The following is a 19,505-nucleotide window of genomic DNA, read 5'->3' as shown; positions in this document are numbered from 1 at the left end:
ATACCCGCAATCCGTGCCCAAGGAACGGGGTTCCCGCGTGGTCAGAGGCTGTTCCTGTGTCACCGGCGGGCCGTCCGCGGCCCGTCTGCGTGTTGCCCTCGTACCCCTCGCTCACGTCCTGCCGCCCCTCGGTGACGATCGGTCAAGCACAGCGCACGCTCCGCCGGTTGCCGCTGCCGCGCTCATTGCGGAGGACGATCCTACGTTTCTTGCCGGGGGGCACATCAAGGGTCTCATGAGGAGACGTGCGCGGGCGTGCGATCCCAGTCCCCCGGCAGCGACGGTACCGGCCACGCCGGATCGGGCCGCCAGTGCTCCCAGCCGTCGGCGAACGGTGCCCCCCAGGCACGGATCTCCGCCACCGCGGACCGCCCCGCCCGGCGCACCCGCCCGGCCGACGCGGGGTCCATCAGACCGTCCCGCAGGGCCTGCGCGAACTCGTCCTCGTCGCGCCAGTGCCAGGTGCGGTCCGGGTGGACGGAGATGTCCAGGAAATGGTCCTCGGAGTCGACCCCGCCCTCCCAACGGGTCAGCGGCCGCTCCAGGTTCACGTACCAGTTCTTGAAGCGCCAGCCCGGGTCCCAGAACAGCCACACCGACCAGGCCTCGCCGGGCCGCGCCAGCTTCAGCACCCCCGTGCCGAACCACTGGTCGCGCTGCACGGTGCGCGGCTTGGTGTAGCGCGTGGCCAGCGGTTCCAGGTGCACGGGCGTGCCGTCGGCCAGGACCGGCTTCACACACTCGGTGCCGGGCGCCAGCCACACGGCGAGCAGGTCGGCGTCGTCCCGTACGACGGTGACGGGGCGCGCGATGTGGACGTGCGGGCCGCCGTTCTCCCGGTACCGCCACAGGATGTGGCTGCCGGGCGCCCAGTGTCCCACCGGGCCCGGCGGGCCCTCCGCTCCCGGCCCCGCCGCCGCGCTCACCGCTTCTCCGTCTGTCATGGAGAGATATTAGGTGCCATGGCCAATCGACGCGCCGAAGATCGCGAGAGCGTGCGCCGGCGTACGCCCCCGTGATCACCCGCCCCTCTCACGGGCGGGTCATCCGCAGCACGTCCAGGGCCTCGTCCAGCTGCTCCCGGGTGAGGTCGCCGCGTTCCACGTAGCCGCCCTCCAGCACGGTCTGCCGGATCGTCTTCCGCTCGGCCAGCGCCCTCTTGGCGACCTTGGCGGCCTCCTCGTACCCGAGGTACTTGTTGAGCGGCGTGACCACGGAGGGCGAGGACTCGGCGTACTCGCGGGCCCGCTCGGGGTGCGCCACGATCCCGTCCACGGTGCGGTCGGCGAGCAGCCGGGAGACGTTGGCGAGCAGCCGCACCGACTCCAGCACGTTCTTGGCGATGACCGGCAGCATCACGTTCAGCTCGAAGTTGCCGGCCGCGCCCGCCGCGGCGACCGTCGCGTCGTTGCCGGTGACCTGGGCGGCGACCATGAGGACCGCCTCGGGGATCACCGGGTTGACCTTGCCGGGCATGATGGACGACCCGGGCTGGAGGTCGGGCAGCGAGATCTCCGCGAGCCCGGTGCGCGGACCGGACGCCATCCAGCGCAGGTCGTTGGCGATCTTCGTGAGCCCGACGCCGATGGTCCGCAGCTGCCCGCTGGTCTCGACGATGCCGTCCCGGGCGCCCTGCGCCTCGAAGTGGTCGCGCGCCTCGGTCAGCGGCAGCCCCGTCGCGCGGGCCACCTCCTCGATGACGGCGGCGGAGAAGCCGGGCGGGGTGTTGATGCCGGTGCCGACCGCGGTGCCGCCCAGCGGCAGCTCGGCGAGCCGGGGCAGTGAGGCCTGAAGCCGCTCGATGCCGTACCGCACCTGGGCCGCGTAACCGCCGAACTCCTGGCCCAGGGTGACGGGCGTGGCGTCCATGAGGTGCGTACGTCCGGACTTCACCACGTCGGCGAACTCCCCGGCCTTGCGCTCCAGGGCGCCGGCGAGATGGTCCAGGGCCGGGATCAGGTCGCGGGTGACGGCGGCGGTGGCGGCGATGTGGATCGAGGACGGGAAGACGTCGTTGGACGACTGGGAGGCGTTGACGTGGTCGTTGGGATGCACGTCGCGGCCGAGCCGTTCACTCGCCAGGGTGGCGACGACCTCGTTGGTGTTCATGTTGGACGAGGTCCCGGACCCGGTCTGGAACACGTCGACGGGGAAGTGCTCGTCCCACCTCCCCTCGGCCACCTCACCGGCCGCCTCCTGGATCGCGCCGGCGAGGTCCTCGTCGAGCACTCCCAGCTCGGCGTTGACCTTCGCCGCCGCGCCCTTGATCCGCGCCAGCGCCTCGATGTGCGCGCGCTCGATGCGCTGCCCGGAGACGGGGAAGTTCTCGACGGCGCGCTGGGTCTGGGCGCGCCACTTGGCGTCCGCGGGGACGCGGACCTCGCCCATGGAGTCGTGCTCGATGCGGTATTCGCTCATACCGGGTACAGCGTGCGGGGCGACGCGGATGTTCCGGAGCCGGGCCGAACGGGTGCCGTCTCACGCCGTGGTCCGGCACCCGCCCGGCGGGTCAGCCCGCCAGCAGGCTCACGTCGTCCAGGACGAAGCCGGTCTGCAGGCTGCCGTCCTCGCTGCCGGTGAAGCTCAGGGCCACCTGCCGGCCGGCGTACGCGCCGAGGTCGACCGTGCGCTGCACATAGCCGTCGCGGGCGTCCGCGTTGGACAGGGTGGCGAGCGTGGTGCCGTCGGCCTTCACCTTGAAGGTGTCGTACGCCGTCGTGCCCGACTCGTCGGTGTCGATGTGCAGCCAGTAGGTCAGCCGGGTGCATCCGGCCGGCACGGTCACCGTCTGGGCGACCGACTCGGTGTGCGTGGAACCGTAACCGGCGAGCCACGCGAAGCGGGTCCCGGTGTGCGCCGACTGGCCCGAGTGGGCGCCGATGGTGCCGGTGTCCCCGGTCCACGGCGAGCTGCCGCTCTCGAAGCCGCCGTTGACGACGGGGTCGGTGCCGCACCCGTCGCCGCCGCCGTCGTCGCCGGTGCCCACGGCGCGCTGCCAGATGGTGTACGCGATGCCGTCCGACGCCCGGTCCAGGCCGGTGGTGTTGATGTTGTCGAGGTTGTCGCACGACCGGTGGTAGCACGGGTCGTACGAGGTTCCGGCGGTGCCGCCCCACTTGGCGGCCTGCGCGGAGGTCTTGCGGGCACTGGCGCCCATCGCGTAGCCGGAGGTCGGGATGCCGTACTGCTCGAAGGAGTAGTCGTCGCTGCGCCCGGCGCCCTCGGTGTTCTCCTCGGGTTGCAGGCCCAGCGAGTCCCAGTACGCCTTCATGGGCGCGGCGGCGGCCGAGGTGACGTGGTTGACGAAGTAGCCCCCGTTGGTGGAGGCGATCATGTCGAAGTTGTAGTACGCCGTGATCGCGGACCGCTGCGCCGAGGAGAGCGAGCGGACGTAGAAGTCGGAGCCGTTGAGGCCCTGTTCCTCGTCGGTCCACCAGGCGAAGCGGACCCGGCCCTGCATCGTCGGGTTCTGCCGCGCCAGGGTCAGGGCGTTCTCCAGGAGGGCGGCCGAGCCCGAGCCGTTGTCGTTCATGCCCGGGCCCGCCGAGACGCTGTCGAGGTGGGCGCCGAACATGGACACATCGTTCGCGTCGCCGTGCGGCCACTCGGCGATCAGGTTGGGGCCGGCGCCGCTGCTGCAACCGGAGGTGCACGGCTGCTCGGTGACGGTGTAACCGGCCGCCTGCAGCTTGCCCTTCACGTAGGCGACGGAGTCGCGGTACCCCTGGCCGGTCGAGCGGCGGGTGCCGCCGTTGCGTCCGGCTATGGAGTGCAGCTCGGTCAGGTGCGCCTGCACCTTCGTCACGTCGACGTCGGGCGACTGGGCGGCGGGCGCGGTGCCGGCGGCGACGGCGGGGAGTGTGCCGAGGCCGAGCACGACGGCGAGGGACAGGCTCGCCACGGCGAATCTTCGTTTCACCTTGGTCCTCCAGAAGTGGCTGAGGGGTGGCCACGCAGGGCATGTACGCATGGCGTGTACATGTCGGAGCGGCGAAAGACTCACAGGGGGAGCCGGGGCCGTCAATGGAACGGACGCCCGGGAAGGCAGGTTGTCCGAAAGAAGAACCGCCTGTTCGTTATCCGGACGGCGGGGAGAAGCGAAAGGCCGGCCCGGACGGAGCCGGACCGGCCTGCTGCCCAGGAGTGAGGGTTACGCCAGGCCCGGCCCCCGTACCGGAATCGTCGTGAACGTCGGCGCGGGCGCCGGGTCCTGGAAGAAGTCGTTGCCCTTGTCGTCCACCACGATGAACGCGGGGAAGTCCTCGACCTCGATCTTCCAGACCGCCTCCATGCCGAGCTCCTCGTACTCGACGACCTCGACCTTCTTGATGCAGTCCTGTGCGAGCCGCGCCGCGGGCCCGCCGATCGAGCCCAGGTAGAAGCCGCCGTGCGCGTCGCACGCGTCGGTGACCTGCTTGCTCCGGTTGCCCTTGGCCAGCATCACCTTGGAGCCGCCCGCCGCCTGGAACTGCTCGACGTAGGAGTCCATGCGCCCGGCGGTGGTCGGACCGAAGGACCCGGAGGCGTAGCCCTCGGGCGTCTTCGCGGGGCCCGCGTAGTACACCGGGTGGTCCTTCAGGTACTGCGGCATCTCCTCGCCCGCGTCCAGCCGCTCCTTGATCTTGGCGTGCGCGATGTCGCGGGCCACCACCAGCGGACCGGTCAGCGACAGCCGGGTCTTGACCGGGTGCCTGGTCAGCTCGGCGAGGATGTCGTCCATCGGCTGGTTGAGGTCGACCTTGACGACGTCGCCCTCCTCCTCCAGATGCTCGTCCGTGGTCTCCGGCAGGAACCGCGCCGGGTCGGTCTCCAACTGCTCCAGGAAGACGCCCTCGGCGGTGATCTTCGCGACCGCCTGCCGGTCCGCCGAGCAGGACACCGCGATGGCGACCGGGCAGGACGCCCCGTGCCGGGGCAGCCGCACCACGCGCACGTCGTGGCAGAAGTACTTGCCGCCGAACTGAGCGCCGATGCCGATCTTCTGGGTCAGCTCGAAGACCTTCTCCTCCAGCTCCTTGTCCCGGAAGCCGTGCCCGAGCTCCGAGCCCTCGGCCGGGATTTCGTCCAGGTAGTGCGCGGAGGCGTACTTCGCGGTCTTCAGCGCGTACTCGGCCGACGTGCCGCCGACCACGATCGCCAGGTGGTACGGCGGGCAGGCGGCCGTGCCGAGCGAGCGGATCTTCTCCTCCAGGAACTTCATCATGGAGGACTCGTTCAGGACGGCCTTCGTCTCCTGGTAGAGGAAGGACTTGTTGGCCGAGCCGCCGCCCTTCGCCATGAAGAGGAACTTGTAGGCGCCGCCGTCGGTCGCGTACAGCTCGATCTGGGCGGGGAGGTTGGAGCCGGTGTTCTTCTCCTCCCACATGGTCAGCGGGGCCATCTGGGAGTAGCGCAGGTTCAGGTTCTTGTACGCGTCGTAGATGCCCCGGCTCAGGGCCTCCTCGTCGCCGCCCTCGGTGAGCACGTTCTGGCCGCGCTTGCCCATGACGATCGCCGTGCCGGTGTCCTGGCACATCGGCAGCACGCCCGCAGCCGCGATGTTCGCGTTCTTCAGCAGGTCCAGGGCGACGAACTTGTCGTTGCCGGACGCCTCCGGGTCGTCGATGATGCGGCGCAGCTGTGCCAGGTGCGCCGGGCGCAGGTAGTGCTGGATGTCGTGAACGGCCTCCTCGGCCAGCTTGCGCAGGGCCTCCGGCTCCACCTTGAGGAAGGTCCGCCCGTCGGCCTCGAAGGTGGCGACACCCTCGGCGGTCACCAGCCGGTACGGAGTGGTGTCCTCGCCCTGGGGGAGCAGATCGGTGTACGCGAACTCAGGCATCTCGCCCATTCCTCACTCGACATCACGCGCGGCTGGATTCCTCAGCAACGACGGCTGGCCTCCATTGGCAGCGCCAACCAGCGTAAAACCTGCCGACGACGCCGAGCTTGTGAGGTAAGGCTCAGTAGGGCCCGGTAAGGCCGAGTGGAGCCGGCCCCGGTTTCGGCCCGGCCCCGGACCCGGTTCGCGACAAGGTTGTCCACAGGGCTAGTCGCGATCTATCGCGTTTCGGTACGCTACCGCCGTGGACCTTCACAAGCACGCCCCAGCCGCCGCCCCGCGCACCTCCGAGCTGCGCGCCTCGGACGCCGACCGCGACCGCGTCGCCGACATGCTGCGCGAGGCCCTCGCCGAGGGACGGCTCACCGCCGACGAGCACGCCGAGCGCGTCGAGGGCGTGCTGGCCGCCAAGACCGTGGGCGAGCTGGACGTCTTCGTGCGCGACCTGCCCGCCGCCCACCGCGGCCGGGAGACCACCGCCCCGGCTCCCCACCGCCCCACCGCCGGCGCCATCCCGGCGGAACCCGACGAGAACGTGGTGGCGGTCTTCAGCAGCGCCGTCCGCAAGGGCCGCTGGCGGGCGAACCGCCGCATCCACGCCTACGCGGTCTTCGGCAGCGTCGAGATCGACCTCAGCGAGGCGGTCTTCGAGTACCAGCAGGTCGTCATCAAGGCGTTCTCCGTCTTCGGCAGCGTCGAGGTGCGCGTCCCGGAGAACGTGTCGGTGCGCGGCGCCGGCGGCAGCGTGCTCGGCAGCTTCGAGGTCCACACCCTCGACTCCAGCGAGGCCGAGGCCCCCGTCATCTACGTGGACGGCTGGGCCGTACTGGGCAGCGTGGAGGCCCGCCCCAAGCGCGGCAAGGTCGTCGCCGACATCCTCGACCGGGTGCACCGACGCGTCGAGAAGGGTTTGCGCAAGCACGTGTAGGACGGCACCGGCAGCGGTCGGGAACCCAGTGCATAGGCGCGCGTACAACGGGTAAGCCTTGACGCATCGTCTCTCGCTAGCGAAGCCGTCGTCAGGAGTAGACCCGTGCTGCAACCGCCGCATTCGTCCCTGCAGGTAGCTGCCGTTCCGGCCCAGCGGGTGCCCGTGCGGGACAGGGACCAAGACGCTCCCTGGCACACCGAGGCGGTGTGCCGGCGCGACGAGGCCGGACTGTTCTTCGCCCCCTCCAAGGAACCGACCGCCGCCCGGCTCTCCCGCGAAGAGGCCGCCAAGCGCGTCTGCGCGCGCTGTCCGGTCATGGTCGAGTGCCGCGAGCACGCCCTCCTGCAACCCGAGCCCTACGGCGTCTGGGGCGGCCTCACCGCCGCCGAGCGCCGCGTGGTCCTGGCCCGACGCCGCCGCCGCGACGTGGAACTCAAGAACGCCGCCCGCACGACGGGCCGCATAGCGGCGGCCGGCTAGAACCCAGACACCCGAAAGGGCACCCTCTCCGCACAGAGGGTGCCCTTTCGACGCCGGGGGCCGCCGCCGACCCGGGGGCGCGGGGCTGTGCCCGATCTGCGGCTCCGCCCCGTGGGTGCGACGGGCGGCAACTTCCCGACGCCGGGGAGCGCAGCCAACCAAGGGGCGCGGGGAACTGCGCGACAAGCCACGACGCACCCGCACCCGCCACGCGACAGGCGCCCCCGGCTCAATAGGCGCCCCGCGAAACCGACGGAGTCACTTCGCCCGGTCGAAATCCACCGCGCTGTACGCCCGCAGCTTGCTCAGCCGGTGCTCGGAGTCGATCCGCCGCACCGTCCCCGACTTGGACCGCATCACGATCGAGTCGGTCGTCGCCGTCTCCGAGCGGTACCGCACCCCGCGCAGCAGCTCGCCGTCGGTGATGCCGGTGGCGACGAAGAAGACGTTGTCCCCGGAGACCAGGTCGTCGGTGGTCAGCACCCGGTCCAGGTCGTGCCCGGCGTCGACCGCGCGCTGCCGTTCCTCGGCGTCCTTGGGCCACAGCTTGCCCTGGATGGTGCCGCCCAGGCACTTCACGGCGCAGGCCGAGATGATGCCCTCCGGCGTGCCGCCGATGCCGAGCAGCAGGTCGATGCCGGTGCCCTCGCGCAGGGCCAGGATGGAGCCGGCCACGTCGCCGTCGGAGATCAGCTTGATGCGGGCGCCGGTCTCCCGGACCTCCTTGATGAGGCCCTGGTGCCGCGGCCGGTCGAGGATGACGACGGTGACGTCCTCGGGCGTGCGCCGCTTGGCCTTGGCGATCCGGCGGATGTTCACGGCGACGGGCGCGTTGATGTCGACGAAGTCGGCGGCCTCGGGGCCCGTGACCAGCTTGTCCATGTAGAAGACCGCGGACGGGTCGAACATGGAGCCGCGCTCGGCCGCGGCCAGCACCGCGATCGCGTTGGTCATGCCGTTGGCGGTCAGCGTGGTGCCGTCGATCGGGTCGACGGCGATGTCGACCTCGGCCCCGGTGCCGTCGCCGACCCGCTCTCCGTTGAAGAGCATCGGGGCCTCGTCCTTCTCGCCCTCGCCGATGACGACGACGCCGTTCATCGAGACGGTGTGGACGAGGGTCCGCATGGCGCGTACCGCGGCACCGTCGGCGCCGTTCTTGTCACCGCGCCCGACCCAGCGGCCCGCGGCCATCGCCGCGGCCTCGGTGACCCGCACGAGCTCCATGGCGAGGTTGCGGTCGGGGGCCTCCGAGGGGACGTCCAGCTCGGACGGGAGATGATGCTCGGTCATCGGAACGCACCTTTCTGATACGACGACGGCCGGATGAGGGTATGGCCACGACTCTATCGTCAGTCCGACAAAATGAGCAGGGGACCCCACGTATGAGCGGAGCGGGCACCTGCGACGATAGGGGGCGTGGCAGGTATGAAAGGCAAGCAGAAGTCGGCCCGGGACATGATTCTGTCCCTCGGGGTCATCGTCCTCGCGGCGGGCGTGATCTGGATCTTCATCCCGCACGACGACGGCGAACCGGACGTCAAGCGGGTCGACTACCGGGTCGAGCTGCTGACCGCGCAGCGCGCCGCGGCGTATCCGGTGGCGGCGCCCGAGGGGCTGTCCGAGGACTGGAAGCCGACCTCCGTGCGCTTCCGCGGTGACGACTCCGACGCCTGGCACCTGGGGTTCCGGACCCCGGACGGCGAGTACGTGGCGGTCGAGCAGTCCACGAAGAAGCCGTCCACGTTCATCCACGACGCCAGCCAGGGCGGGCAGGCGACCGAGCGGACCGAGGAGATCGGCGGCCGGACCTGGACGCGGTACACGGGCGGCCGGTACGACGCGCTGGTGCTGGACGGCACCGGCGACATGAAGGGCGCGACGACGGTCGTGGCCGGCACCGGGTCGTTCGAGCAGCTCGGCAAGATGGCGGCGGCCCTGAAACTGGCCTGACCGGCCACAGGCCACCGGCCACCGGCCACCGGCCACCGGCCACCGGCACCGGCCCCCGGGCGCGCGGCCCGGATCGCACACCGCACACCGCACACCACGACGAAGCCCCCGGCGAGCTGCCGGGGGCTTCGTCGTGGTGTGCGGTGTGCGGTGCCTCAGACCGTGGTGACGACCTGGTCGTAGGCCAGCCGCGGGGAGCGCGGGAACCAGGCGTCCGGGCCCGGACGGCCGATGTTCACGACCATCAGCGGGGTGTGGTCGTCGTCCAGGAACTCCTTGCGCACGCCCTCGAAGTCGAGGCCGGTCATCGGTCCGGCGGCCAGACCCGCGGCGCGGACGCCGACGATGAAGTACGCGGCCTGGAGGGCGGCGTTCAGGGTGGCCGCGCCCTCGCGGACCGGACGCTCGCTGAAGAAGGCGTCCTTCGCGGCGGGGAAGTGCGGGAAGAGCTCCGGCAGCTCCTCGTGGAACTCGTTGTCCGCGGACAGGATGGCGACCAGCGGGGCGGCGGCGGTCTTGGGCCGGTTGCCCTCGGCCATGTGGGCGACCAGGCGCTCGCGGGCCTCGGGGGAGCGGACCAGCGTGATGCGCAGCGGCGACTGGTTGAAGGCGGTCGGGCCGTACTTGACCAGGTCGTAGATCGCCTGCACCTGCTCGTCGGTCACCGGCTCGTCGGTGAAGGTGTTCGCCGTGCGGGCCTCGCGGAACAGCAGGTCCTGGGCGGCGGGGTCAAGAACGAGAGACATGCGTGATCTTTCTCCGGGGGTGCGTCGGCTCCGCGCGGTGTGGGGACCGGGGGCCGTTGACGCCGACGACACTACGGCAAAGAAGTTCAAGCTTCAACCAAAAGGGGATTGCGGTGATCCGCTTCACACGCCCGCCCGGGTGAAGGGGCCCTGGCGTGTGCGGCGGCATGTGTGTCGGGGAAACCGGCCTCCGTGCGGTGCGTCTATATGACGAAAGGTGAAATTCAAGTCGGACAGTTCGCACTTTGATGTATCCGGACCAACCGTCGCGGTCGTCGGGCTCGGCTACGTGGGCCTGCCCACCGCACTCGCCCTCTGCGACGCGGGCGCCACCGTCATCGGCGTCGACAGCAGCCCGGAGCGGCTGCGGGACATCGCACGCGGAGCCGTGGACCTGCTCCCGCTGCACCACGCGCAACTGGCCTGCGCCTCGGCAGGCGACCGCTTCCGGCTCACCCCGGACGCCACGGCGGTGCGCGACGCCGACGCCGTGGTCATCTGTGTGCCCACCCCCGTCGACGCCCGGCGCCGGCCCGACCTCGCCGCGCTGTCCGCCGCCTGCGCCTCCGTGGTGGAGCACGCCGTGCCCGGCCAGTTGATCGTGCTCACCTCCACCAGCTACGTCGGCACCACCCGTGACCTGCTGGTCGAACCGCTGCGGGCCCGCGGGCTCACCGTCGACGAGGACGTGTACGTCGCCTTCGCCCCCGAGCGGATCGACCCCGGCAACGAACGCCACACCCCCGAACGCACCCCGCGCCTGGTCGGCGGCGCCGGACCGCGCAGCAGCCGCGCCGCCGCGGACCTGCTGGCCCCGACGGCCTCCGCCGTCCGGACGGTCCCCGACCCCGAGACCGCCGAGATGGCCAAGCTCTGGGAGAACACCTACCGCGCCGTCAACATCGCCCTGGCCAACGAACTCGCCGACGCGTGCCACTCCCTCGGCCTGGCCCCGGCCCCGGTGATCGAGGCCGCCGCGACCAAGCCGTACGGCTTCATGCCCTTCTACCCGGGGCCCGGCGTCGGCGGTCACTGCATCCCGTGCGACCCGCACTACCTGCTCTGGCAGCTGGGCAAGGTCCGGCAGCAGGCGCCGCTGGTCGCCACCGCCCTCGCGGCCAACAGCCGCCGGCCCGCACGGATCACCGAACGCGCCCTCGACCTGCTCGCGGACTCCGCCGTCCCCGCGCACGGCGCCCGCGTCCTGCTGATCGGCGTCGCCTACAAGGAGGGCGTGGCCGACGTCCGGGAGAGCCCCGCCCTGGAGATCCTCGCCGGGCTCGCCGAGGCCGGCGCGCACGTCGCCTACTGCGACCCCCTGGTGCCCTCGCTCCGCCTCGGCGCGGACGCGCTGCACCACCTGCCCGACCCGCACACCCGGCCCTGGGACCTGGTCGTCCTGAACACCGTCCATCCCGTGCACGACCTGACCTGGCTGTGCGCCGACGACGCCCCGCCCGTCCTGGACACCCGCCAGCGCGGCCCGCTCACCAAGGCGGCGGCGCGGGCCGCCACCGGCGTCCCTCCCGCGGCGGAGGCCACCGCATGACCGTCCTGCGCCCCGGCCACGGCCCCGCCGCCCCCGTCCGCTCCGCCGCCCGCCACCGGCTCGGCACCCGCCTCGACGCCCTGGACCCGCGCGTCCGCCGCGACGTCGTGCGGCTGCTCACCCTGCTCGCCCTGCTGCCCCTCCTCCTGCTGCTGGCCCGCGGCGCCGTCCGCCTGCCGCACGCCTTCGACCCGCTCGCGCTCTACGGCCTGGCGGTCCTGGCCGGCACCGTCTGCCTCCTCCACCTCGCCTACAGCCGCTACGACGACCCGGCCGTACGCCCGTTGCGCAGCCGCCCGCGCCACGCCGAGGCCTTTCCCGCCCTGCCCGCGCGGCCCCGGGTGAGCTTCCTGCTGGCCGTACGCAACGAACGCGCGCACATCGAGGCCTGCGTGCGCTCCATGGCCGGCGTGGACTACCCCGACGTGCAGCTCGTCGTGGTCGACGACGCCTCCGACGACGGCACCCCTGACGTACTGGAACGCCTCGCCGCGGAGCTGCCGCTCACCCTGATCCGGCTGGAGGAGAACCTCGGCAAGAAGGGCGCGCTGGTCCGCGCCTGCGCCGTCGCCGACGGGGACGTGCTGCTGTTCACCGACTCCGACTGCGTCGTCGCCCCGGACGCCGTACGGCACTGCGTGACCGCCCTGGTCCGGCACCCCGAACTGGGGGCGGTCGGCGGACACTGCCGGGCACTCAACACCGACGCCGGTCTGCTGGCCCGGGTCCAGGACATCTGGTACGAGGGGCAGTTCCGCATCAGCAAGGCCGCCGAGGCCGCCTTCGGCTCGGTGACCTGCGTCTCCGGACCGCTCGCCGCCTTCCGCCGGGAAGCTGTCTGGAACTACCTGCCCGCCTGGGCCGAGGACCGCTTCCTCGGTGCCCCCTTCCGCTTCGCCACCGACCGCCAGCTCACCGGCTACGTCCTGGGACAGGCCTGGCACGGCCGCGCCCTCAAGGACCGGCACGCCGACTCCCCCTTCGTCCGCGACCACGACTACCCCGAGCTGCGCTGGGAGGTCGGCTACACCCGTGCGGCCCGCGTGTGGACCCGGGTGCCGTCCCGCCCCGGCTCCTTCCTGCGCCAGCAGATCCGCTGGAAGAAGAGCTTCATCAGGAACCTCTTCTTCACCGGCCGCTTCATGTGGCGCCGGGGCCCGGCCGCCGCCGCCCTGTACTACGGGCACGCCCTGTGGGTGATCGCGGCACCGGTCCTGGTCGTCCGGCACCTGCTGTGGGCCCCGCTGCACCTGGCCGGCCCGCTGACCCTGCTGTACCTGGGCGGGGTCGTCCTCAAGGGCTGCGTCTGGGGCCTCGCCTACCGGCTCGACCACCCCGGGGACCGCGCCTGGCGCTGCCGCCCCCTGATGAGCCTGCTGTCCTGCTGCGTACTGGCCTGGCTGCTGCCGTACGCCCTGCTCACGCTGCGCCGCGGCGTCTGGTCGAGGAGTGCCGCATGAGAGTCCTGCTGCGCGGACTGGGCCGCTCGCTCGCCGTCGGCCTCACCTGCGCCGCCGTCGCCCTGGTCTACGTGTTCGTCGTCACCCGGGGACGGTGGCTGTGAGCAGCGACGGCTCCCGTGGAAACCGGCCCCGGCGGATGCCGGACGGGCGCCCCCTGCTGCGCGCCGCCCTCGGACTGCTCACGGCGGCCGTCGTGGCCCTGCCCTTCACCGCCGCCTGGCAGTACGACACCCTCCGGCGCGCGGTGGCCGAACAGGCCGCGCCTCCCGCACCGTCCTCCGGTGACGGCGGCCCCGGCCTCGGCGCGGACGCCGAGCCGGCGCCCGCCCGGAACGCGCCCGTGGTCCTCGCCTACCACGACGTGGGCCCCGACGACCGCAGCCGCTACACCGTCTCCCCGGAGCACTTCGACGCCCAGCTGCGTGCCCTGCGGGACGCCGGCTACCGCACGCTGACCACCCGGGAGTTCACCGGCTTCCTGCGCACCGGCCGCACCCCGGGACCGCGCACCGTCCACCTCACCTTCGACGACGGCACGCACGGACTGTGGACGCACGCCGACCCGGTCCTGGCCAGGTACGGAATGAAGGCGGCCGCTTACCTGATCACCGGACAGGTGGGCACCCACCGGCCGTACTACCTCTCCTGGCCCGAGGTGGAACGGATGGCGCGGTCGGGGCGCTGGGACTTCCAGGCCCACACCCGCCTCAGCCACGAACGGGCGGCGGTGGACGCCGCCGGACACGAGCGGTCGGTGTTCACCAACCGGCTGTGGCTCGCGGACGAGGGGCGCGTGGAGACCTCCGACGAGTACCGGCGCCGGGTCGCGGCGGACCTCGACCGGTCGATCCGCGACCTCGTACGGCACGACCTGCCCCGCCCCCGGCTCTTCGCCTACCCCTTCTCGGAACGGCTGGACGAGTCCAACCTGGGCGCGCGCGACGCCGACGCCCTGCGCTCCATGCTGCGGGAGCGCTTCACGGCCACGCTCACCAACAGCGCGGCGCGTCCGCTGCCGGCCGGTCCGCGTGCGGCCGCCGCCGGACAGGTGCAGCGCCTCGAGGTCACCCGGGACACCACCGCGGCCGGTCTGCTGCGCGAACTGGGCCGCTGGGCCACGGTGACGCCGCAGGACGCCGACCGGCCGCTGGCCCACCCGGCGCACTGGCAGACGACCGGCGCCACCGGGCAGGCCGGGCCCGGGATGCTCACCGGCGGCAGCCGCCCCCCGGCCGGCACGGCGTACGCCTCGGCCGACTACCGCCCGTTCGCCACCGCCGACTGGACCGACTACCGCCTGCGCGCCGCCGTCGGAGGCCTGCACGGCACCTCCAACAGCGCGGGAATCACCCTGCGGGCGGGCAGCGGACATCCCGTGTCGCTCTCCGTCGGCCACCACACGGCGAGCCTCACCACGGCGGACCCGGAGACAACCGGCGACCGGCGGAGCTGCCGGCTGAAGCCCTCCGCCACCCACCGGATCACCGTCTCCGTGACCCCGCGGCACGTGCGGGTGAGCGTCGACGGCGAGACCTGCGCGGCGGTCCGCGCGGGCCGGTGGCGGGTCGCGGAGGGCGCCGGGGGCTTCTCGCTCAGCGTGCGCAACGACGGGCCGGAGCGGCAGTGGCCCCGCTTCACCTCGCTGAAGGTCGGGTGACGCGCATCACATGCGGCCGCCGATCACTTCCCGGGCCGGCCGCGGTCCGAAGAGCACGACACCACTCGTGACCCGTACCCCGCACCTCGTCCCCAGGGAGCGCATCGACATGACCGCCACCGTGAAGGGCCCGGCCTCGTACTTCCCGTCCATCGAGAAGAAGTACGGCCGCCCGGTCGCGGAGTGGAAGGACCTCATCCGGTCCTCGCCGCTCACCAAGCACATGGAACTCGTCGCCTGGCTCAAGGCCGAGCACGGCCTGGGCCACGGGCACGCCAACGCCCTCGTCGCGCACACCCTGGCCGAGGGCCCGGCGAAGGGCTAGGCCCCGCCGCCGTCCGCGCCGGAGGCTCCGTCCTCCGGGTCCGCCTCCTCGGCCAGCGCCGCGTCCAGGCGGGCCCGCGCGCCGTCCAGCCGGCGGCGGCACACCTTCGCCAGCTCCTCGCCCCGCTCCCACAGGGCGAGGGACTCCTCCAGCGTCGTACCGCCGGCCTCCAGCCGCCGGACGACCTCGATCAGCTCGTCCCGCGCCTGCTCGTACCCGAGCGCCTCGGACATCGCCGTCGGCTGCTCCACCTCGCTGGTCATCCACCCACCCTATGCGTCGACTCGTACGGAGAAATCGCCCTCGGACACCCGGGCCCGCAGGGTCTCGCCATGCTCCACCTCACCGGGGTCGCGGACCGCGTGGCCGTCGGCCCGCTGGAGCACCGCGTACCCGCGCTTGAGGGTGGCGGCGGGGGAGAGGGCCACCACGCGCGCGTGCGTGTGCGTCAGCTCGGAGTCGGCCCGGTCGAGGTGGTGCCGCAGCGAACGGCGTCCCCGGTCCAGGAGCGCCGTCACCTGCGCGGCCCGCTCCTCGATCATCCGGTGCGGATCCTGTATCGACGGCCGGGCCAGCGCGTGGGCCAGCCCGCGCTCCTCGCGGTCGACGAACGCCGCCACACACCGCCGGGCGCGGTCCCGCAGCAGCCGTACCCGCTCGTACTCCTCGCCGACGTCCGGCACGACCTTCTTCGCGGCGTCGGTCGGCGTGGAGGCGCGCAGGTCGGCCACCAGGTCGAGCAGCGGGCTGTCCGGCTCGTGGCCGATCGCCGAGACGACCGGCGTGCGACAGGCGGCGACCGCCCGCACCAGCTGCTCGTCGGAGAACGGCAGCAGGTCCTCCACGCTGCCGCCGCCCCGCGCGACGACGATCACGTCCACGTCGTCCCGCGCGTCCAGCTCCTTCACCGCCTGCACCACCTGCGGCACCGCGTGCACGCCCTGCACCGGGACGTTGCGCACCTCGAAGCGGACGGCGGGCCAGCGGTGCCGGGCGTTCTCCAGGACGTCCCGCTCGGCGGCCGAGGCCCGCCCGCACACCAGACCGATCAGCTGCGGCAGGAACGGCAGCGGCTGCTTCCGCTCCGCCGCGAACAGCCCCTCGCGCGCGAGCGCCTTCTTCAGCTGCTCCAGCCGCGCCAGCAGCTCACCGACGCCCACCGGCTTGATCTCGGCGGCCCGCAGCGACAGCTGCCCCCGCGGCGCGTACCACTCCGGCTTCGCGTGCACGACCACCCGCGCGCCCTCGCCGACCACGTCCGCCACGGCGTCGAACACCTGCCGGTAGCAGGTCACGCTCACGGAGATGTCGTACGACGGGTCGCGCAGCGTCAGGAACACCACACCGGCGCCCGGCCGCCGCGACAACTGGGTGATCTGCCCCTCGACCCAGACCGCGCCGAGCCGGTCGATCCAGCCCCCGATCAGCCGGGACACCTCGCCCACGGGCAGCGGACTTTCGGGGGTCGAGTTGGCAGCCATGCGCCCGAGCGTAACGGCCGGGTCCGACAATCCGGCCTCAGCGATCCCGTTCCCCGCACCCACCGACCGCACCACCACCCCCGGCCCCGCCCCGGCCCCCCGCCCCGCCGTCCCTCCACCGCCCCGCCCGTCGTCCCCGGGCCCGTGGTCTTGCAGCGCGTGCCGCGCGTGTGTCGCCCCCGTCCGTGGCTCTCGCGGCCGTGACCCTTCGGCTCGCGCCGGGCCCGTGTCCCCGCGTCCGGTGTCTCCACGGTCCTGGCTCGTCAGCTCGCGCCGCGCGTGTGTCGCCCCCGTCCGTGGCTCTCGCGGCCGTGGCGCTTCGGCGCGCGCCGGGCCCGTGTCCCCGCGTCCGTAGTCCCCGGGCCCGTGGTCTTGCAGCGCGCGCCGCGCGTGTGTCGCCGTGGCTGTGGGTCTTGCGGCCCATGGCCTTTCAGCTCGCGCCGGCCTGTGTCCCTGTGTCCCCGCGTCTGTCGGTTCTTCGGAGCCCGGCCGGCCCGTGAGCCGCGCCGGGCCCGTGTCCCTACGGCCCGGCCACCTGTCAGTCGCGCCGAGCCGACGGGCGCGCGCGGCCCACGCCTCACGCCCCCGTCGTCTCCGCGTCGCGCCGCCCCCTCCACTGCGCCGCCAGCACCACCAGACCCACCGCCAGCCAGATCGCGCCGACCACCTGGGCCGTCCCCGACGCCTCCACGATCACCGCGATCGTGATCGCCGCGCCGAGCACCGGCACCAGCAGATGCCGCCACCAGCTCACCCGGCCCCCGCCGCGCCGCACCACGAACCAGCCCACCACGCTCGCGTGCAGCAGCGTGAACGCGGTCAGCGCGCCCACGTCGACCACCGAGACCAGGTGGTCGAGACCGTCGTCCCGGCGTGCCGCCCACACCGCCGCCGCCATGGTGATCACCGCCGACACCAGCAGTGCCACGCGCGGCACCCCGGCGTCCGTCCGCGCCAGCACCCCCGGCAGCCGCCGGTCCCGGCCCATCGCGAACAGCAGCCGCCCGGCCGCCGCCTGCCCGGCCAGCGCCGCGAACGCCGCGCCGATCGCCTTGCTCACCGCCACCAGATCGTGCAGCCACGTGCCCACCGACACGTCCACGGCGTCGTAGAACGCCGACCCCTGCCGCTCCGGCTCCGCCGCCAGCTGCGCCGACGACACCGGCTCCAGCAGCGCCACCAGGTACGTCTGCGCCACGAACAGCACGCCCGCCAGCGCCAGACAGAACAGCAGCGCCCGCGCGACCTTCGCCGAACCTCCGGTGACCTCCTCGGCAAACGTGGCGATCGCGTCGAAGCCCAGGTACGACAGCACCGCCACCGACACCGCCCCGACCACCGCCGACAGCGCGAACGCCCCCTGCGTGCCGTCCCCCGACAGCGGCGACAGCCAGTCGCGCTCGGCCCCGTCCTGCGCCAGGACCACGATCGCCGTCGCCACGAAGACGAGCAGTACGACGATCTCCATGGCGAGCACCAGGAAGCCCACCCGGGCCGCCGTCCGCACCCCCCACAGGTTCAGCAGCGTCGTGACGACCACCGCGATCGCCGTCCACACCCACCGCGACACCTCGGGGACCAGGGCCTCCATCGCGATCCCGGAGAACAGGTACGCCACCGCGGGGATGAGGATGTAGTCCAGCATCGCCATCCACCCGGCGACGAACCCGGCCCCGTTGCCGAGCCCCGCGCGCGCGTAGGCGAACACCGAGCCCGCCTGGGGGACCACCCGCACCATCTGCGCGTAGCTGAATGCGGTGAACGCCATCGCGACCGTGGCGACGAGGTAGACGAGGGCGACCGCACCGTGCGACTTGGCGTCCAGCGTGCCGAACACGCCGACCGGCGCCATGGGCGCGATGAACAGCAGCCCGTAGACGACCAGGTCCCTGAAGCCCAGACTGCGCCTCAGCCGCTCTTCCCCACCGGCCTCCGGGGCCGTCGTACCGCTCTGCGCCATGGTGCCTCCGCCAGTGCCTCGGTCCTCGCCCCGGTTTCCGCTTCGGGCTCCGCCTCGGAACGTTCCCGCCAGTCTCCCCGGCAACGCCGCACCGCCGCGATCTCTGACCCGCCGAACGCGGCCTTACGATGGGTGCCATGACTGCTTCGCCTGGCCGCCGTGTCCTGCTCGCCGCCCCCCGTGGCTACTGCGCGGGTGTGGACCGCGCCGTGATCGCCGTCGAGAAAGCCCTGGAGCAGTACGGGGCTCCGGTGTACGTCCGGCACGAGATCGTCCACAACAAGTACGTCGTCCAGACCCTGGAGAAGAAGGGCGCGATCTTCGTCGAGCGGACGGAGGAGGTCCCCGAGGGGAACATCGTGATGTTCTCCGCGCACGGCGTGGCCCCCGTCGTCCACGAGGAGGCCGAGCGCGGCAAGCTCGCCACCATCGACGCCACCTGCCCGCTCGTCACCAAGGTCCACAAGGAAGCCGTCCGCTTCGCGAACGACGACTACGACATCCTGCTCATCGGTCACGAGGGCCACGAGGAGGTCATCGGCACCTCCGGCGAGGCCCCCGACCACATCCAGCTCGTCGACGGCCCCGAGGACGTCGCGAAGGTCGAGGTCCGCGACCCGTCGAAGGTGGTCTGGCTCTCCCAGACCACCCTCTCCGTCGACGAGACGATGGAGACCGTCGACGCGCTCAAGGACAAGTTCCCGCAGCTCATCTCGCCGCCCAGCGACGACATCTGCTACGCCACGCAGAACCGCCAGCTCGCGGTGAAGCAGATGGGTGCCGAGGCCGAGCTGGTGATCGTCGTCGGCTCCCGCAACTCCTCCAACTCCAAGCGCCTGGTCGAGGTCGCCAAGCAGGCCGGCTCCCGCGCGGCGTACCTGGTGGACTTCGCCGACGAGATCGACGAGACCTGGCTGGACGGCGTCACCACGGTCGGCGTCACCTCCGGCGCCTCCGTCCCGGACGTGCTGGTCGAGCAGGTCCTGGAATGGCTGTCGCGGCGCGGCTTCGAGGACGTGGAGATCGTCAAGGCCGCCGAGGAGTCGATCATCTTCTCGCTGCCCAAGGAACTGCGCCGCGACCTGCGCGAGGAGGCGGCGTCCCTGGTGGCGGAGCGGGGCGGCTCCGGGACGGCGGGGGCCTGA

General features: G+C 72.5%; 17 protein-coding genes. 8 read left to right on the top strand and 9 right to left on the bottom strand.

Annotation, left to right across the window (positions count from 1 at the left end):
- Positions 1–233 precede the first annotated feature (233 nt).
- The 4 genes from fomD to R2E43_RS13320 all read right to left on the bottom strand — a co-directional run bounded on the left by fomD (position 234) and on the right by R2E43_RS13320 (position 5,818).
- Positions 234–944, bottom strand: coding sequence for a cytidylyl-2-hydroxypropylphosphonate hydrolase (fomD, locus tag R2E43_RS13335; RefSeq protein ID WP_030872528.1), 711 nt, complete (start codon positions 942–944; stop codon positions 234–236).
- Positions 945–1,032: 88 nt separating this feature from the next.
- Positions 1,033–2,418, bottom strand: a complete 1,386-nt coding sequence (locus tag R2E43_RS13330) for a class II fumarate hydratase (protein WP_030872525.1) — start codon at positions 2,416–2,418, stop codon at positions 1,033–1,035.
- Between the two features lie 91 nt (positions 2,419–2,509).
- The gene (locus R2E43_RS13325; protein WP_332056227.1) at positions 2,510–3,970 is read right to left on the bottom strand and encodes a M28 family peptidase; all 1,461 of its coding nucleotides are present in this window, start codon (positions 3,968–3,970) and stop codon (positions 2,510–2,512) included.
- 180 nt (positions 3,971–4,150) lie between these two features.
- Positions 4,151–5,818 (bottom strand): fumarate hydratase, encoded by a 1,668-nt coding sequence (locus R2E43_RS13320; protein WP_016327174.1) that lies wholly within the window; start codon positions 5,816–5,818, stop codon positions 4,151–4,153.
- A gap of 244 nt (positions 5,819–6,062) precedes the next feature.
- Here R2E43_RS13320 and R2E43_RS13315 point away from each other — a divergent pair, with 244 nt between their 5' ends.
- Together R2E43_RS13315 and R2E43_RS13310 are read left to right on the top strand one after the other, a co-directional pair.
- On the top strand, positions 6,063–6,746 hold the full coding sequence (locus R2E43_RS13315) for a DUF1707 SHOCT-like domain-containing protein (RefSeq protein WP_030872519.1): 684 nt from the start codon (positions 6,063–6,065) through the stop codon (positions 6,744–6,746).
- A gap of 105 nt (positions 6,747–6,851) precedes the next feature.
- Positions 6,852–7,229: a WhiB family transcriptional regulator gene (locus tag R2E43_RS13310; RefSeq protein ID WP_003973931.1), complete on the top strand. Its 378-nt coding sequence runs from the start codon at positions 6,852–6,854 to the stop codon at positions 7,227–7,229.
- A 258-nt stretch (positions 7,230–7,487) separates the two neighbouring features.
- Here the strand turns inward: R2E43_RS13310 and glpX are convergent, their stop codons facing one another.
- Positions 7,488–8,519 carry a class II fructose-bisphosphatase gene (gene glpX / locus R2E43_RS13305; protein ID WP_003973930.1) on the bottom strand — a complete coding sequence of 344 codons (1,032 nt, stop codon included), beginning with the start codon at positions 8,517–8,519 and terminating at the stop codon, positions 7,488–7,490.
- Positions 8,520–8,654: 135 nt separating this feature from the next.
- On the opposite strand from glpX, the gene R2E43_RS13300 reads away from it, so the two are divergent.
- Complete coding sequence (locus R2E43_RS13300) at positions 8,655–9,179, top strand: DUF4245 domain-containing protein (RefSeq protein WP_093456917.1); 525 nt, start codon at positions 8,655–8,657, stop codon at positions 9,177–9,179.
- A 155-nt stretch (positions 9,180–9,334) separates the two neighbouring features.
- On the opposite strand, the gene R2E43_RS13295 is transcribed toward R2E43_RS13300, so the two are convergent.
- Complete coding sequence (locus tag R2E43_RS13295; protein ID WP_003973928.1) at positions 9,335–9,925, bottom strand: malonic semialdehyde reductase; 591 nt, start codon at positions 9,923–9,925, stop codon at positions 9,335–9,337.
- Between the two features lie 217 nt (positions 9,926–10,142).
- Here R2E43_RS13295 and R2E43_RS13290 point away from each other — a divergent pair, with 217 nt between their 5' ends.
- From R2E43_RS13290 to R2E43_RS13275, 4 genes are all read left to right on the top strand, one after another.
- Positions 10,143–11,474 carry a nucleotide sugar dehydrogenase gene (locus R2E43_RS13290; protein WP_332056226.1) on the top strand — a complete coding sequence of 444 codons (1,332 nt, stop codon included), beginning with the start codon at positions 10,143–10,145 and terminating at the stop codon, positions 11,472–11,474.
- Entirely contained in the window at positions 11,471–12,934 is a 1,464-nt protein-coding gene (locus R2E43_RS13285) for a glycosyltransferase family 2 protein (protein ID WP_011030022.1), read from the top strand. Before R2E43_RS13290 ends, R2E43_RS13285 begins: the two co-directional genes overlap by 4 nt.
- A gap of 100 nt (positions 12,935–13,034) precedes the next feature.
- Entirely contained in the window at positions 13,035–14,594 is a 1,560-nt protein-coding gene (locus tag R2E43_RS13280; RefSeq protein WP_332056225.1) for a polysaccharide deacetylase family protein, read from the top strand.
- Positions 14,595–14,703: 109 nt separating this feature from the next.
- Positions 14,704–14,919: a DUF4287 domain-containing protein gene (locus R2E43_RS13275; RefSeq protein WP_030872513.1), complete on the top strand. Its 216-nt coding sequence runs from the start codon at positions 14,704–14,706 to the stop codon at positions 14,917–14,919.
- On the opposite strand, the gene R2E43_RS13270 is transcribed toward R2E43_RS13275, so the two are convergent.
- From R2E43_RS13270 to R2E43_RS13260, 3 genes are all read right to left on the bottom strand, one after another.
- Positions 14,916–15,182 (bottom strand): exodeoxyribonuclease VII small subunit, encoded by a 267-nt coding sequence (locus R2E43_RS13270; protein WP_003973923.1) that lies wholly within the window; start codon positions 15,180–15,182, stop codon positions 14,916–14,918. The genes R2E43_RS13275 and R2E43_RS13270 overlap by 4 nt on opposite strands.
- Positions 15,183–15,191: 9 nt before the next feature.
- On the bottom strand, positions 15,192–16,400 hold the full coding sequence (xseA, locus tag R2E43_RS13265; protein ID WP_319121744.1) for an exodeoxyribonuclease VII large subunit: 1,209 nt from the start codon (positions 16,398–16,400) through the stop codon (positions 15,192–15,194).
- A 577-nt stretch (positions 16,401–16,977) separates the two neighbouring features.
- On the bottom strand, positions 16,978–18,360 hold the full coding sequence (locus tag R2E43_RS13260; protein ID WP_030872508.1) for an APC family permease: 1,383 nt from the start codon (positions 18,358–18,360) through the stop codon (positions 16,978–16,980).
- 128 nt (positions 18,361–18,488) lie between these two features.
- Between R2E43_RS13260 and R2E43_RS13255 the strand changes: the two genes are divergently transcribed.
- On the top strand, positions 18,489–19,505 hold the full coding sequence (locus tag R2E43_RS13255) for a 4-hydroxy-3-methylbut-2-enyl diphosphate reductase (protein WP_003973920.1): 1,017 nt from the start codon (positions 18,489–18,491) through the stop codon (positions 19,503–19,505).

It is taken from the genome of Streptomyces violaceoruber (genome assembly GCF_033406955.1).
In the GTDB taxonomy this organism is placed as follows: Bacteria; Actinomycetota; Actinomycetes; order Streptomycetales; family Streptomycetaceae; genus Streptomyces; species Streptomyces violaceoruber.
The sequence above is the reverse complement of the archived record's forward strand: the minus strand, read 5'-3'. Positions and strand labels throughout refer to the sequence as shown.